Here is a 15,603-nt window from a genome sequence, read left to right on the forward strand (position 1 = left end):
GGCGGGTTTGATAATCACCGCGCAGCCCGCAGCCAGGGCGGGCGCGATCTTGCGGGTGCCCATGGCGGCGGGGTAGTTCCAAGGCGTGACCAGAACCGCCAGCCCCGCCGGTTTGTGCTGCACCATGATGCGCGCGCCCGAGGCGGGCGCATGGGTGAGCATCCCGTCGGCGCGCACGGCTTCCTCGGAAAACCAGCGGAAAAATTCTGCCGCATAGGTGGCTTCTCCCATGGCATCGGCGCGGGCCTTGCCGTTTTCCAACGTGATGTAATGGGCAAATTCCTCCAGCCGCGCGTTCATCAGCTCCCAGGCCTTGCGCAATACCTCGGACCGCTGGCGCGGGGTGCGCGCGGCCCAGTCCTTCATGGCGGCTTCGGCGGCGTCCAATGCGGCGTCGGCATCGCTGATTTCGGCAGAGGCGACCGAGGTGATCACCTCTTCGGTGGCGGGGTTCACCACGTCAAAGCGGGTCTTTTCGGCGCCGGGCACCCATGTGCCGTTGATGTAAAGATCGGTGCATTCCATGACAGTCTCCATGGCTCAGAGCAGATGGCGGACGGGCTGTTCCATCCGCGCTGCAAAATTGGAAAGAAGGGCGACAGCCTCGCGCGCGGTGAGGCTGTGGGCAGCGCATTCCAGCGTCACCACCAGCCCAAAGCCGTCAGCACAGAGCGTCAGCGTTGGGCAGTCCTCGGGTCCGAGGTCAACGCCGCTGATCCGGCTCAGACGCAGATCGCGCAGGCAGAGATCCGGGGGGCTGTCGGGATCGGCCTCGGTGACATCCCCCAAAGGCCCTCGCGGCACCTGATAGAGGCGCTGCGCGCTCAGGGTCTCCACCGCGACAATGGCCGCACGGCCAAGGCTCGCCCCGGCAAAGCCCGCAAGCAGCGCCGCCGCATCGCTGAGGCCCGCAGAGTCTCGCGCCCAGGCGGCAAATTCGGAGAACCCTTCGCTGGCGAGATCGGCGGTCAGACGGCGGGCGCTGGCGGCGGCAGGTTCGGGTGCCTTGGTGGGCAGGGTGCGCAGGGTCTCAAGATCCGCGACGTGATAGGGTTGCGGATGGCCGGCCTCTGCCAGGCGCGCAAAATCAAGGCCCTGCTCCAGCGCCAGCCGCCGGGCCTTGGGCGAGGCCAGAATGCGCCCATCAGTGGCGGGCTCCGGTTGCGCGGGCGCCGAGGTTGGCGCTTCAGTTGCGGTTGGAGCGGCTTTGGCCTCTGGCTCTGCCGGTTGGGCCACGGCGGCGGGTGCCGGGGCGTCGCCGAGGGCGCTGCGGCTCAGTTGCACGGGGGCGTTTGGCTTTTCTTTGGAGATCACCGCGATCACCTCCCCCACCGGGGCCTCTTCACCCGCTTCGGCCAGAAGGGCCGCGACAAATCCGTTTGTATCGGCCTCGACCTCGACGGTGGATTTGTCGGTTTCCACCTCAAAGAGCACATCACCAGAGGCGACCTCATCGCCGGGGCCCTTGTGCCAGGCGACGATCAAGCCGGAGTCCTGGGCCATACCAAGCGCGGGCATGATGACGCCGTGGCCATCGGGGATTTCCTGTGCCTGGGCGGCAGCGTCAGGGGACGGCGTGCTGGCAGCGTCCCCATCGGAGGGCGCGGGCGCAGTGGCCTCGGCAGAGGTGCCGATCATCGCGATCACCTCGCCCACGGGCACATCGGCGCCCGCCTCGTGACGCACCTGACTCAGAACCCCATTGGCCTGTGCCTCGACTTCCATCGTGGCCTTGTCGGTCTCTACCTCAAAGAGCACGTCGCCAGCCGCGACCTCATCACCGGGCGCCTTATGCCACGCCACGATCAAGCCGGAGTCCTGAGCCATGCCAAGCGCGGGCATGATCACCTCATGCGGCATGGATCATCTCCCCCGACATCAGCTTGCGCGCCTTCTCGACCACGGCCTCCGGGGTGGGCACGGTAAGGTCCTCGAGCGCGGGCGTGAAGGGCACCGGCACATCCATCGCGCCCATGCGCAGCACCGGCGCGTCCAGGTGATAAAAGGCCTTCTCGTTGATCCGCCCGGCAATTTCGCCGGTGACGCCATAGCTCTGATGGCCCTCGTCGACGACGATCACGCGCGAGGTCTTCTTGGCGGAGTTGATCAGCGTGTCCTCATCAAGCGGCACAATGGTGCGCGGGTCGATGACCTCGGCGCTGATGCCCTCCTTGGCGAGGATCTCGGCGGCGGCCTCGCAGACCTGCACCATGGATGACGTGCCGATCAGGGTGATGTCGGCGCCCTCGCGCAGGATGTTGGCCTCGCCAAAGGGGATCAGATATTCCTCTTCGGGCACCGGGGCCTTGTCGTTGTACATCAGCTTGTCTTCGAAGATCACAACCGGGTTGTCGTCGCGGATCGCGGTCTTCATCAGCCCCTTGGCTTCATAGGCGGAAGAGGGCATGGCCACCTTCAGCCCCGGAATATGCGCCACTAGCGCGTGCAGCGATTGCGAGTGCTGCGCGGCCGAGCGCCGGGTCGCGCCCAGATTGGTGCGCAGGACCAGAGGCGCGCTCATCTTGCCACCGGACATGTAATGGGTCTTGGCAGCCTGATTGCAGAGCTGATCCATGATCAGATAGATGAAATCGCCAAACATCAGGTCCACAACGGGGCGGGTGCCGGTCATCGCCGCCCCCACGGCAAGCCCCATGAAACCGGGCTCTGCGATGGGGGTATCGACCACGCGGCTGGTGCCGAATTCCTCGACCAGACCGCTCAGCACCTTGAAGGGTGTGCCCGCTTCGGCCACGTCCTCGCCAATGATGAACACGGTCTCATCGCGGCGCATTTCCTCGGCCAACGCCTCGTTAACGGCTTGGGATAGGGTAATCTCTCGCATGTCGCTCTCCTCAGGCCAGCGCGTGTTTGACATCGGTGAAGACGTGCATGTCGACCTCGGACTCGTCGGGGTACCTGGCCTCCAGCGCGTAAGTCACCGCCTCTTCGGCATCCTTGCGCACCGCGTCATTGAGGGCCTCGATCTCGTCTTCGGTGGCGATGCCCTGCTCCACCAGCCAGCCGCGGAATTTGATGATCGGATCGCGGTTTTCCTTCCAATCCTTCTCTTCTTCCTTGGAGCGGTAATATTCGCGGTTGATGTCGCCGACGTGGTGGCCGTGATAGCGATAGGTCATCAGCTCCATGAAAAACGGCCCCTCGCCTTTGCGGGCGCGGGCCACCAGTTGTTCGGTCAGTTCATTGACGGCGAGCACATCCTGCCCGTCCACCTGATGCGCCTCGATGCCAAAGGCCTCGGCGCGGGCGGTGATGGAGCCAGCCGCGATTTCATCGGTGCGGGTGTATTCCGAGTAGCCGTTGTTTTCGCAGGCATAAATCACCGGCAGCTTCCACAGCGCGGCCATGTTCATGACCTCATACATCAGCCCCTGCGCGGTGGCGCCATCGCCAAAGAAACAGACCGTCACATCGTCTTTGCCCAAGAGTTTCGCGGTAAAGGCCGACCCCGTCGCGATCCCCATGGAGCCGCCGACAATCGCGTTGGCACCGAGGTTGCCATTGGACTGATCGGCGATATGCATGCTGCCACCCTTGCCACGGCAATAGCCCTCTTCCTTGCCCAGAAGCTCGCAGAACATCTCCTTGAACGCGGCCCCCTTGGCGACGCAATGGCCGTGGCCCCGGTGGGTCGAGGTGATCTTGTCGGTGATCTTCAGCGCCTCGCAGATGCCAACGGCCACGGCCTCTTCGCCGGAGTACATATGCGTGAGCCCCGGCATTTTGGCCGAAAGGTACAGTTGGTTGGCGTTGTCCTCAAACGTGCGGATGCGAACCATCTGGCGATACATGCGCAGATAGTCTTCGGTGTTCGATGCTGTCTTGGCGGGACTCATGGGATCTCTCTTTAGAAAAAGTGCCCGGACCCGCAGGCCCGAGCAGTCTTCGGGGGAGGTTAGTAACGGTTGGCGATCGGCAGCTCTTCGGCGGGGAAGAGCGAAATCACCTCGCAGCCGGTGTCTGTCACCACCACCTCTTCTTCGATCCGCGCGGCGGAATAGCCGTCGCTGGCCGGGCAATAGGTTTCCAGCGCAAAGACCATGCCGGTCTGGATCTCCATCGGGTTGTCGAGGCTGACCGCGCGCGAAATGATGGGTCGTTCGTGCAGCGCCAGACCCAGCCCGTGGCCGAATTGCAGACCAAAGGCCGACAGCTCGTCCGGGAAGCCAAACTCCTCGGCCTTGGGCCAGAGTTTGGCAACCTGATCGGTGGTGACGCCCGGTTTAATTGCTTGGATCGACGCATCAATCCATTCGCGCGCCTTGACGTAGGCATCCACCTGCGCGGGCGTCGATTTGCCGATGTTGAAGGTCCGATAGTAACAGGTGCGATAGCCCTGATAGCTTTGCAGGATGTCAAAGAACGCCTGATCGCCGGGGCGGAACATGCGGTCGGTGAAGTTATGCGGATGCGGGTTGCAGCGCTCGCCCGAAATGGCGTTGATCGCCTCCACATCGTCCGAGCCCCACTCGTAGAGGAGCTTGTTGGACATGGCGACAATCTCGTTTTCGCGCACGCCGGGTTTCAGCTCCTCGTAGATCATGTGGTAGACGCCATCGACCATGCTGGCGGCCTGCGTCAGCAGCTGGATCTCGTCCCAATTCTTGATCTCGCGCGCCGAGAGCATGATCTGCTGGCCATCCACCACATTGATGCCGGCCTCTTTCAGGGCCTCAAACATGGCGGTTTCGGCATAGTCCACGCCCACCGGCATGCCTTTCATGCCCGCGTCCTCAATGAGGCCCGCGATGTCTTCGGCGTATTTCTTCATCAGGCCAAAGCTCGGCGGGATGGTGCCGCGCATGCCGACAACGCCCGCGTGGCAGTGATCCGGCACCAACCAGTCGGAGTATTTGCGATGATGCACCGCAGCAGAGCCAAAGTCCCAGACATGCGGCGCGTCATCGCCCGTGAGCAGGGCGAAGCGGCACATCTTGTCGCGCTCCCACTCGCCGATCTTGGTCGAGGTCACATAGCGGATGTTGTTGACATCAAACAGCAAAAGCGAGCCTGCGCTGCTTTTCCTCAATGCCTCGCGGGTGCGGCTCAGCCGGTAGCGGCGCAGCCGGTCGTGATCGACGCGGCGCTCAAAATCCACTTGTGTCGGGCCCCATGCGGGCAGGCGGCCTTCCCATTGCCAATTGGGCTCCAGGTCCTGTGGTGTCAGGACGTTCGGGGTCAGTGCGCGAGACATAGCTCCTCCTTCGGGTATGCGCTCGCACACCCGTTTATCGCGTAATTTCAGTTTGTTAGTGTGTTACTGGATGCACCAGCCGCCATCGATGTGGATCATCTGACCGGTCATGTAGTCGCTGTCGTCCGAGACGAGGAAGGACGCGGTGCCGACGATATCCTTGGGGTAGGACACGCGTTTGATCTGCAAGGCATCGCGGGCGATGTCGTCATAAGCCTGACCTTCGCGCTCCTTGAAACCGATCTCGACCAGATCCTTGTCGAGCTGCTCCCAAAGCGGCGTCACCACCACGCCCGGCGCATAACCGTTGACGGTGATATTATGCTCTGACAGGCCAATCGCCCCGCAATGGGTCAGCGCCAGACAGCCGTATTTCGAGGTACAATACACGGTCACATCCACCAGCGGTTTGCGCGACGCGATGCTGCCCACGTTGATGAGCTTGTAGGGGTGATCCGCCATCGGCCCTTGCGCGATCATCTGGCGGGCGGTCTCCTGCATGCCCAGCCACATCGCCTTGGTGTTGACGTTCATGATCATGTCCCAGTTGTCCTCATCGATATCCATGAAGAACCGGGGCTTGTTGAGACCAGCGTTGAACAGGCCGACATTGATGGAGCCAAAGGCATCCACGGTCGCCTTGACGGCGGCGGCGTTGTCCTCGCGTTTGGTCACATCCATCCGAATGGCGATCGCCTTGCCGTTTCCGGCGGCGTTGATCTTGTCGGCCAGCACCTGCGCTTCATCGCCGTCGAGATCACCGATGCAGACATTTGCCCCCTGCGCCGCAAAGGCTTCGGCATTGGTCGCCCCCATGCCACGGGCCGCACCCGTAACAAGAATATTTTTACCTTTCAAGCGGTTGGGGTCCATGATCTCTCCTCCTAAAGTCGCTATGTTCTTTGTGTTGCAATCAGGGCATCGGCCCGTGCCTGTGCCTGTCGCAGGGCCTCGCGCGGGGGGATGACCCCGCGCAGCATGTCGTGAAATTCCTCGCCACAGATGCGGATGATCTGGCCGATTTCCGGCACCGGCGGGCGCGGCCAGAATTGCAGCTCATCACGCCAGGACATCGCGTCGACCGCCTCAAAGATCTGCGAGGTCCGCCGCACCTCAGGGTCCGAACCCACCGAGTACCGCGGATTGGTCCGGCTGCCGTGCTGCACAAAGAGCTTCTGCGCCTCGGGTGAGGTAAACACCATCAGCGCCTCGACAGCGGCAGGAATGCGGTCGGGCGCCAGATTGGCTGGAATGCCCATGACGTAGCCGCCCACCGGGGCAATCGGGTTGCCGCCCGCACCTGCGGGATGCGGCAGATAGCCGGTCTGACCATAAGCGGGCGAGCTTTCGTCCAGTTCGAAATATGGGGCCAGCAGCGTATAGCCGTAGGCCATGGCGATATTGCCCGCCGCATAGGGGCGCACCCGCTCGTACCAGGACATCGACAGGATGTCGGGCGGCGAATATTGCAGCAGTTCCAACAGGTATTCCGCCGCCAGAAGCCCCGCAGGCGTGTCGATGGTGGCGCGGTACGTCCGATCCGCCAGCCCGTCGGTGTCAAACCCGCCGGCGTTGGCAGGCAGGTCCAGAACCGGTTGGCCGAAATCCGCCATCGTCATCAAGGCCGTATGCCCCAGCGCCGTGCCGCGCGCCGCATTCCACGCAATGCCATAGCGGCCATGGCGCGGGTCATGCAGCGCCCTTGCGGCGTGTAACAGCGTATCGGTGGTCGCGGGGGGCTCCAGCCCCGCCTCGGCAAAGAGGTCGCGGCGATAGAACAGCAACTCCGGCGTGGTCTGCGCGGGCACCCCATAGGCCCGCCCGCCCCAATGCGCCGCCGTCCACCCCGCCGTGTGGAAATCCGCCGTATCCAGCCGGGCCACATCCATCACCTGATCGAGCGGCATCAGCACATCTTTGGTGGCAAACTCTCCGATCCAGGGCAGATCGACAGCGATAATGTCGTAGCGGCTGGCGGCGCGGTCCGCATTGCGCAGGGCCTCTTCGCGCAGCCGGTCGATGGAAAACGCGCGCTGGCTGATCTGAACCCCGATCACCTGTTCAAACTGGCGCTTCAGGTTCTCCATCACCATAAAGGTCGGATCCCCATGCACCAGCACCCGCAGGCCGCCCGACACTTTCAACGGCTCGCTGCGCACCCGCATCGGCAGGATCGACTGCGCGGCGGAATAGCTGCCGCCAAAGTAATAGTCCTTGCTCTCTTGTCCGCGATGACGCCCGCCGTAGCGGCCTTCGGCCATGCGCTGCACCCGCCCGGAGAGCTGCATCCACTGGTCCAACAGCTTGTCGCTGGGATGCATCGAGAAACTCTTGCCGGATTTGGTGCGCGGGCGCTGCTCGATAAGGCCCGCCTCCACCATTTCCTTCATCCGGCGGGTGGCGGTTGCATAGGGCACCCGGCTGGCCCCGATCAGCGACGTAGGCGTGATGGTCTTGGCCTCGAAATGCCCCTTGATCAGATGCATCGCCATGCGCAGATGGGCATTTGGCACGTAAACATCGAGCGTATCTTCCAGCTCGTCGCTCAGCTCTTCGAGCAGCGACAACGCCCCAAGCGCCTCGGATTTCGCCTCAGGCGACACCGGGCCGGTCTGGTCATGTCTGGCGAAGGCATTCATCGGCGCGGTGGACCTTTTGCGATACAGAGGATTGCGGGGTTTCGTGATTTTATCCGGATTGGATGATGCGGAGTCGCTCACGGGCTTTCCTTTCGAAGATGTCCAAACTGACACATGCAGCGTAGCGCGAAGGTATCCAGATTGGATATCGAAACATCCAGATTGGATATTTTCGCTACATTTTGGATGACGCAGACTTGGCATTGTGCTCGAAGTCATCCGGTCGTCCGGGTGGTCCATTGGCGTCCGGGAGGGGCGCTCGGGACTGGAGGAAGTCTCGGGAAAAAACGGGAGGAGATCAAAATATGAATATTCGAACCATGCTTGCCGCAAGCACCGCGATCCTGCTGGCGGGTGCAGCATCCGCCGACACCATGAAGATCGGCATCACCCAGAACAACGTGGGTGTGGACAGCTATCAGACCACATACGAGAAGGCCTTCATCGCCGCGGCCGATGCCAATGCGGATATCGAGGCCGTGGTTCTGGATGCGGGCGGCGACGTGGCCCGCCAGATTGCGCAGATGGAAGACCTGATCCAGCAAGAGGTCGATGCGATCATCATCTGGCCCACCAATGGCGAGGCCGTGATCCCCGCTGTGCGCAAGGCGCAGAAAGCAGGCATTCCGGTGGTTGTCACCAATTCCAACATTGCCGAGGCGGGCTTCGACTTCATCAAGTCCTTCTCCGGCCCCGACAACATCACCCAAGGCGCGCGCTCGGCAGAGATCATGTGCGACAAGTTCAAGGACATGGGCATCGCGGATGAGGCTCAGGTGGTCCACATCACCGGCCAGCCCGGCTACACCACCGCCATTGAACGCGCCAAGGGGTTTGAGGACCGCCTGCCCGAGGTCTGCCCGAATGTAACCATCGTCGACACCCAGCCGGGCGACTGGAACCGCGAGAAATCGCAGCAGGTGATGGAAGCCTTCCTTGTGAAATACGACGACATCGACGGCGTCTACGCGGGCGATGACAATATGGGCGTTGGCGCTCTCAACGCCGCCAAGGCTGCGGGCCGTGACGGCATCATCTTTGTCGGGGCCACCAACTTTGCCGTGGGGTATGAGGCCATGGCAGCGGGGGATTACTGGGGGTCGATCTATCAATCTCCGGTGGATGATGCCGAGGCCGCGTTGCAAACCGCCGTCGATATCCTGTCGGGCAAGGACATCCCCTTCCTGAACTACTTCGACACGCCGAAGATCACCCAGGACAATATGGGCGAGTTCACCAAACCCGTCTTTTAAGGCGCATCATCATGTGGGGCGCGTCTGCCGGGTGCAGGCGCCCCATATGGCATTTCCCAAAATCGAGATTTGGAAGGGGCACGCCTATGGGACGTGTATCGGATCGCGTCTGCCTTGTGACAGGGGCAGCGCAGGGCATAGGCCGCGCCATTTCTGAGGCGCTGCTGCGCGAGGGCGCACAGGTCTGTCTGGCCGACATCAACGGCGATAAGGTGGCCGAGGTGGCCCAGAGCTTTGCCGTGGATCATCCCGGTCGCGTCACCTCTGCCCCGGTGGATGTTACTGATCGTGCACAGGTGCAGGCGATGATCGCCCATACGGTTGTAACCTTCGGCCGGCTGGATGTGAAATTCAACAACGCGGGCGTCAACCGGCCAATGAACTTTCTGGACGTGACCGAGGAAAACTGGAACTTCATCATGGGCATCAACGGCTTGGGCTGTATGATCGGCATGCAGGAAGCTGCCCGCCAGATGATTGCCCAAGGTCAGGGCGGTAAGATTATCAACACCGCCTCGGTGGCCAGCCGTCAGGGTTTTGACAATGTTGCCCCCTATTGTGCCTCGAAATGGGCGGTGGTGTCGCTCACCCAATCGGGCGCACGGGATCTGGCGAAACATAACATTACCGTCACCGGCTTTGCGCCCGGTGTTGTGGCCACGGAAATGTGGGAGCAGGTTGATCAGGATCTGATGGAGATCGGCGCGTCCGAGCGCCCCGGAGAGGCGATGGAGACCTTCTCGGCGGATATCCTCAAGGGACGTGTGGCCACGCCCGAGGATATCACCGGAACCACCACGTTTCTGGCCTCTCGGGACAGCGACTACATGACCGGACAGATCGTCATGATCGACGGGGGCATGACCCTCGTGTGACCGGCGACAAGGCAGGAGGAGCCGATGCCCGAGACATCACAACACGCCCAGAATCCAAGGGAGGGGATGATGGCAACACTGAGCAAAGAGCAAATCGGACGTGTCCTTGCCAAGCAAGGCATCCTGATTGCTTTCGCGGTCTTTCTGGTCGCCTTTACCATCGCCAACCCCAAATTCCTGTCCGTTGATAATGTGTTCAGCGTCGTGCGTTCCTCCGCCATTCTCGGCGTGATGGCGCTTGGTGTCACCTTTGTGGTGATCAGTGGCAATCTCGATCTGTCGGTGGGGTCGATGATGTCGTTTTCCACCATCGTGGTGCTGGATCTGCACGACACGCTCGGACCATTGCTGGCGATCCCGGCGATGTTTGCGATGACGATGGCGCTGGGGGCCTTGATCGGGTTTCTGGTGGGCTATCTGCGGCTCAATTCGCTGATCGTGACGCTGGGGATGCTCTCGGCCATTCACGGGCTGACACTCACCTATTCGGGCGGGCAGAACATGGATATCGCCGATAAGGAAGGCACGTGGTTCGGCGTCTTTGGGCAGGGCAGCGCCCTTGGCATCCCGGTGCCGATCCTGATCTTTGCGCTCCTGGCGGCGCTGCTGGGGCTGATCCTCGGCAAGACCCCATTTGGCCGCAAGATCTATGCGGTGGGGGGCAATGGCACCGCCGCGACCTTCTCGGGCATTCGCCGCGCCCGGACGGTGTTCAGCTGCTATCTGATCTCTTCAGCCTGTGTGGCCACCGCCGGGCTCATGCAGGCGAGCCGCTCTCTGGGGTCGCAAAACACCGTGGGCCAGGGGTTGGAGCTTGAGGTGCTCGCCGCTGTGATCCTTGGCGGGGCGTCACTGATGGGGGGATCGGGGACGATCTTCAAAACCGTGATTGGCGTGCTGATCCTCGGGTTCATCCAGAACGGTCTGCTGCTGCTGGGCCTGCAATTCTACGTCCAGTTCGTGGTGACATGGGTCATCATCATCCTTGCTGTCTGGCTCGATATCGCGGCCAAGCGCGGCAAGCTCTGGTCGCCAATCGCATAAGAAGGGAGAGGCCCATGCAACCGGGTGCATTGTCCAAGGCGCTGAAAAACGGCGCTATCTGGGGCTTCATCGTGCTGGAGCTGATCTTCTTCAGCGTCGCGGGCGAGTTTCTGTCGCTCTCCGACAAGGCCTTTATGGATTTTGAAAACATGCTGCTTTTGCTGAAGCAGTCCGCCCCCATCGGGATCATTGCGATGGGCATGACCATCGTCATGGTAAACGGCAATATCGACCTCAGTGTCGGGGCGACCTTTGCCATCGCCGCGATCGTGCTGCTCGACAGTATGACATGGCCGATCTTTGCGGGGCTGGGCGACTGGGTGATCCCGGTGGCGTGGCTCTTGGCGCTGACGGTCGGCACGCTGCTTGGCGCGCTCAACGGGCTTATTGTGTGGAAAACCGGGGTTGATGCCTTCATCGTGACGCTGGGGTCCATGCTGGGCTATCGCGGCATCGTCTTTATGTTCAACGGCGAGAACCCGACCTCGCATCTGAACTGGACGCTGGTGGATTTTGCCGAGGCGCAATTTCTTGGCCTGCACACCGCCACATGGTTCCTGCTGGCGGTGACGCTGGCGATCTGGTTCCTGATGGCGCGCACCGTGCATGGGCGCAACGCCTATGCCATTGGCGACAATCGCGACGCCGCCGTGAACGCCGGTATCCGCGTCGGCCCGCATATGATGGTCAACTTCGCCATCATCGGCTTTCTCGCAGCGCTCTCGGCCGTGGTGTTTTACTCCGAAAGCGGCTCGGTCAATCCCAATGACGGCCAGTTATATGAGCTCTGGGTGATTACGGCCGTGGTCCTTGGCGGCACCAAGATCACCGGCGGCGCGGGATCGGTGATCGGCACCTTCGGCGGTGTCATCGCGATCCAGCTGTTGCGCAAGGGGCTGGGCCATATCGGCGCCGATACCTCCACCGTGAACCTGGTGATCGGCCTCATTCTGATTGCGGTGCTGTTTCTTGATCGTCAGCTCAACGTCAAAGGCAAAGAGGAACTGAAGGTATGAGTGATCCGGTTCTGCGTCTCGAAAACATCGTCAAAACCTTCCCCGGTGTGCGGGCGCTGGACGGGGTGTCCTTTTCGGTGATGCCGGGCGAAGTGCACGCCCTCATGGGGGAAAACGGTGCTGGAAAATCCACCCTGATGAAGGTGCTCGGCGGCATTCACCAGCCCGATGACGGCCACATCTATATGGGCAACAACAAGGCGGTGATGGCAGGCCCCCTTGAGGCCAAGGCCAAGGGCATCGTCTTTATCCATCAGGAGCTGAGCCTCGCCGAGGAGCTCTCGGTGGCGGAAAACATCTACCTCGGGGAGCTGCCGCGCAAGAGCTTTGGCCGGGTGGACTGGCCCCGGCTCGCAGCAAACGCCAATGCGATCCTGAAAAAGCTGAACGTGGGCTTTGATGCCAAGGCCCGTGTGGGTGATCTGTCGATTGCCAATCAGCAGATGGTCGAAATCGCCCGCGCGCTCACCGTGGACGCCAAGGCGGTGATCTTTGACGAACCCACCGCCTCGCTGACGGACGCGGAAAAGGTGGTACTCTTTGACGTAATCGCAGATCTGCAACGCGAGGGCGTCGGGATCATCTATATTTCCCACCGCATGGAAGAGATCTTTAAGATCACCGACCGCATCACCGTGCTGCGCGACGGGCAGTATCAGGGCACAGTCGAGACCGCCGACACCAACGAGGAAGCCGTCACCCAGATGATGATCGGGCGTAAGCTGGACCTCTCTCGCAACGCCGCGCATCACGAATTGGGCGATGTGGCATTGGAGGTGCGGGGCCTCAGCTGCGGCAAACTGTTTCACGACGTGAGCTTTGAGGTGCGCCGGGGCGAGGTTCTGGGCTTTTACGGTCTGGTGGGTGCGGGTCGCACAGAGATTGCCGAGACGCTCTTTGGCCTGCGCGACCCGTCCGCCGGGCAGATCCTGCTCGATGGGCGCGAGGTGCGGATCACCTCCCCGGTGGAGGCCATCAATATGGGCATCTCTCTGGTGCCGGAGGACCGCAAAGGTCAGGGTCTGGTGCTGGGCATGAGCTGTCGCGACAACATGACCCTGCCGCAGGTGGATGACCTGAAGGCCGGGCCATTTGTGGCCGAAGGCGCGGAAATCGCGATCTTTGATCAGTATCGCGACCGGCTCGACATTCGCACCCCCGGCTGGCGGCAGCAGGTGGGCAACCTGTCCGGCGGCAATCAGCAAAAGATCGTCATCGGCAAATGGTTGTCGATGCACCCCAATGTGCTGATCGTGGACGAACCCACGCGCGGTATCGACGTGGGCAGCAAATCCGAGATCCACAAGCTGCTGCGCGGGCTGGCCGCACAGGGCTATGCGGTGATCGTTATCAGCTCCGAGATGCCCGAGGTGCTGCATGTCTCCGACCGGATCGTGGCGATGTATTCAGGCCGCATCATGCGCAGCTTCACCTCTGAAGAGGTCACCGAGGACAGTCTGATCCAGTCAATTTCGGGCTTGGAAGGCGGTCAGGTGGCCTGAGCGCCACGCGTTCAGGCTCCGTCAATAACGGGGGCGCTGACACGCTGTCACCGGATAACATGTCCTGATCCTGTTCATCCCGGCGCGCGCTGCGGTTACCCAATTCGCGCTGATCCAAAGTGTAAGTCAGGGCATGGCCGGGCGCGGCACCGACATGACTGTGCGCCGCTTCCGCCCTGCCTGATCGCATGTCGCTGGCACACCCGTCAGCCCGGCGTGGGGCTGCATTTATTTATTCAAATAACCCGAATTATAACTTCGATAGTTGGCCAATACTCTTGCTTCGCCGGATGACATAGCTTGTCCGCAACAAGGGAAACAGCCTCATGCACCTCGATTATGTGACCATCCGGACTCGAAATCTCGCTGCAACGCGGGCGTTCTTCATTGAGGTCTTCGGGCTGGAAGAACGCCCGCGCCCGCAGGAGATCCAGCGTATTCCGGGCCATTGGCTCTATGCCGGAGACGCGCCGATCGTCCATCTGATCGGATCGCGCGGCCCGAATACGGGCATCTGCCCAGAGGCGTGGGATCACGTCGCTTTCCGCCTCAACGACTATGCCCGGTTCCGCGCCAGCCTCGCGCAAAAGGGCATTCGCTACTCCACCATGGACCTGCCCGAATTGAACGAGCGCCGCCTGTTCTTCCGCGCGCCCTGCGGTCCACTCATCGAAACCGTGTTCCGCGGGAACGCATGCCTCACAGGAGAAGAGAATGACTGATCTAACAGGAACAAAGGCAATCGTGATCGGTGGCACCTCGGGGATTGGCGCAGCCGTTGCCCAAGCGCTGGCAGAGCGCGGAGCCGCATCGACGGCGGCGCCTTGATCAACTGAACCGGAGTCTTCCGATGCCAACAGAAGCTAAACTGCCGTTGCAAGTCTGGATCTTGACCCTTTCCGCATTTGCCATCGGCACCGCCGAATTTGTCATCGCAGGGCTTCTGACCCAGGTGGCAGAGGATCTGGCCATCTCCGAAGGTCAGGCCGGGCAACTCATCACCGCCTATGCGCTGGCGATCGTGATCGGCGGCCCGGTGCTGACCCTTTGGCTGGCCCGGTTCGACAAGCGCAGGGTGTTGCTAGGGCTGATGGGGCTCTTCATCGCCGGCAACCTGCTGTCGGCCTATGCCGATGACTTCTCGACGCTGTTGTTCAGCCGCATCGTCGCCGGGTTAACCCAAGGCCCCTTCTACGGCATCGGTGCCGTCGTCGCGACCCGGTTGGTCCCGGATCGCATGGCGGGTCGCGCCGTGGGCCAGATGTTCGCCGGGTTGACGCTGGCCAATGTTCTGGGGGTGCCAGGTGGCGCCTGGATCGGCAATAGCGCCGGCTGGAACACCACGTTCCAGGTGGTGGCCGCGCTTGGTGTGGTGGCGGCTGCGGCCATTCTCGTGGCCATTCCCCGGCAACCGCGCGAGGTCCCGGCCTCTGTGCGCGGCCAGATCAGCGCCTTTGCAGATCGCAACCTGTTGGCAAGCCTCGCCTTCACCATCCTAGCCTGGACCGGTTTCATGGGGTTCTACGGCTATATTGCCCCGGTGGCCGAACAGGTGGCGGGATTTGCCCGCGCTGATGTGACCTGGGTTCTGGTCATCGTCGGGCTCGGGCTGGTGCTCGGCAATACGCTGGGTGGGCGCTCCGCCGATGCAAACCTGCGTCTGTCCCTGATCGGCTGGCCGATCGCCATGATCGCAGCCCTGCTGGTGGTCGGTCTGCTGGCGCCGGTGCCATGGGCTTTTGTCCCGGCGGCCTTTGTGTTCGGGGTGATGAGCTTTGCCAATGTGCCGGCCATGCAGATGCGCGTCATGCGTCATGGCAGCGCCGCCCCTGAACTGGCCGCAACCGCCAATATTTCCGCCTTCAACATCGCCAACGCCCTGGGCGGCATCATCGGTGCCGCAGTTGTCGACAGCACTTTGGGTGCAGCCGCCATCCCCTATGCCGCAGCGCTGGTGCCCGTACTGGGCGTGCTGTTCATCCTCACGCAGGAGCGCAGATCCAAGCCCGACACCGCCACAGGAGCCTGAGCGCTCGCGCGGCTCCCTCACCTCTTTATC

14 protein-coding genes are annotated in these 15,603 nt (G+C 62.0%); 7 read left to right on the forward strand and 7 right to left on the reverse strand.

Going from position 1 to position 15,603, the window contains the following annotated elements:
* From MHM97_RS18260 to MHM97_RS18290, 7 genes are all read right to left on the reverse strand, one after another.
* On the reverse strand, window positions 1-525 hold a 525-nt coding region (locus tag MHM97_RS18260), incomplete at its 3' end, for an aldehyde dehydrogenase family protein (RefSeq protein ID WP_239324147.1).
* Window positions 526-540: 15 nt separating this feature from the next.
* Window positions 541-1,860 carry a biotin/lipoyl-containing protein gene (locus tag MHM97_RS18265; RefSeq protein ID WP_239324148.1) on the reverse strand — a complete coding sequence of 440 codons (1,320 nt, stop codon included), beginning with the start codon at window positions 1,858-1,860 and terminating at the stop codon, window positions 541-543.
* Window positions 1,850-2,845, reverse strand: a complete 996-nt coding sequence (locus MHM97_RS18270) for an alpha-ketoacid dehydrogenase subunit beta (protein WP_239324149.1) — start codon at window positions 2,843-2,845, stop codon at window positions 1,850-1,852. The genes MHM97_RS18265 and MHM97_RS18270 overlap by 11 nt, the downstream gene beginning before the upstream one ends.
* 10 nt (window positions 2,846-2,855) lie before the next feature.
* Window positions 2,856-3,857, reverse strand: coding sequence for a thiamine pyrophosphate-dependent dehydrogenase E1 component subunit alpha (locus MHM97_RS18275; protein WP_239324150.1), 1,002 nt, complete (start codon window positions 3,855-3,857; stop codon window positions 2,856-2,858).
* A gap of 59 nt (window positions 3,858-3,916) precedes the next feature.
* The gene (locus MHM97_RS18280; RefSeq protein ID WP_239324152.1) at window positions 3,917-5,215 is read right to left on the reverse strand and encodes a M24 family metallopeptidase; all 1,299 of its coding nucleotides are present in this window, start codon (window positions 5,213-5,215) and stop codon (window positions 3,917-3,919) included.
* A gap of 63 nt (window positions 5,216-5,278) precedes the next feature.
* The gene (locus MHM97_RS18285) at window positions 5,279-6,088 is read right to left on the reverse strand and encodes an SDR family NAD(P)-dependent oxidoreductase (RefSeq protein ID WP_239324155.1); all 810 of its coding nucleotides are present in this window, start codon (window positions 6,086-6,088) and stop codon (window positions 5,279-5,281) included.
* Between the two features lie 20 nt (window positions 6,089-6,108).
* On the reverse strand, window positions 6,109-7,854 hold the full coding sequence (locus MHM97_RS18290; protein WP_239324156.1) for an ABC transporter substrate-binding protein: 1,746 nt from the start codon (window positions 7,852-7,854) through the stop codon (window positions 6,109-6,111).
* Window positions 7,855-8,159: 305 nt separating this feature from the next.
* Between MHM97_RS18290 and MHM97_RS18295 the strand changes: the two genes are divergently transcribed.
* The 7 genes from MHM97_RS18295 (at window position 8,160) to MHM97_RS18325 (ending at window position 15,573) form a co-directional block, all read left to right on the forward strand.
* Window positions 8,160-9,107, forward strand: coding sequence for a sugar ABC transporter substrate-binding protein (locus MHM97_RS18295; RefSeq protein ID WP_110365551.1), 948 nt, complete (start codon window positions 8,160-8,162; stop codon window positions 9,105-9,107).
* Between the two features lie 86 nt (window positions 9,108-9,193).
* Window positions 9,194-9,982: an SDR family NAD(P)-dependent oxidoreductase gene (locus MHM97_RS18300; RefSeq protein WP_239324158.1), complete on the forward strand. Its 789-nt coding sequence runs from the start codon at window positions 9,194-9,196 to the stop codon at window positions 9,980-9,982.
* A gap of 69 nt (window positions 9,983-10,051) precedes the next feature.
* Window positions 10,052-11,026 (forward strand): ABC transporter permease, encoded by a 975-nt coding sequence (locus MHM97_RS18305; protein WP_239324165.1) that lies wholly within the window; start codon window positions 10,052-10,054, stop codon window positions 11,024-11,026.
* 14 nt (window positions 11,027-11,040) lie between these two features.
* Entirely contained in the window at window positions 11,041-12,042 is a 1,002-nt protein-coding gene (locus tag MHM97_RS18310; RefSeq protein WP_005625641.1) for an ABC transporter permease, read from the forward strand.
* Entirely contained in the window at window positions 12,039-13,544 is a 1,506-nt protein-coding gene (locus MHM97_RS18315; RefSeq protein WP_239324169.1) for a sugar ABC transporter ATP-binding protein, read from the forward strand. Before MHM97_RS18310 ends, MHM97_RS18315 begins: the two co-directional genes overlap by 4 nt.
* A gap of 326 nt (window positions 13,545-13,870) precedes the next feature.
* Window positions 13,871-14,266: a VOC family protein gene (locus MHM97_RS18320; RefSeq protein ID WP_239324172.1), complete on the forward strand. Its 396-nt coding sequence runs from the start codon at window positions 13,871-13,873 to the stop codon at window positions 14,264-14,266.
* Between the two features lie 128 nt (window positions 14,267-14,394).
* Entirely contained in the window at window positions 14,395-15,573 is a 1,179-nt protein-coding gene (locus MHM97_RS18325) for an MFS transporter (protein ID WP_239324176.1), read from the forward strand.
* Window positions 15,574-15,603 lie beyond the last annotated feature (30 nt).

This window comes from Epibacterium sp. Ofav1-8 (genome assembly GCF_022348185.1).
In the GTDB taxonomy this organism is placed as follows: domain Bacteria; phylum Pseudomonadota; class Alphaproteobacteria; order Rhodobacterales; family Rhodobacteraceae; genus Epibacterium.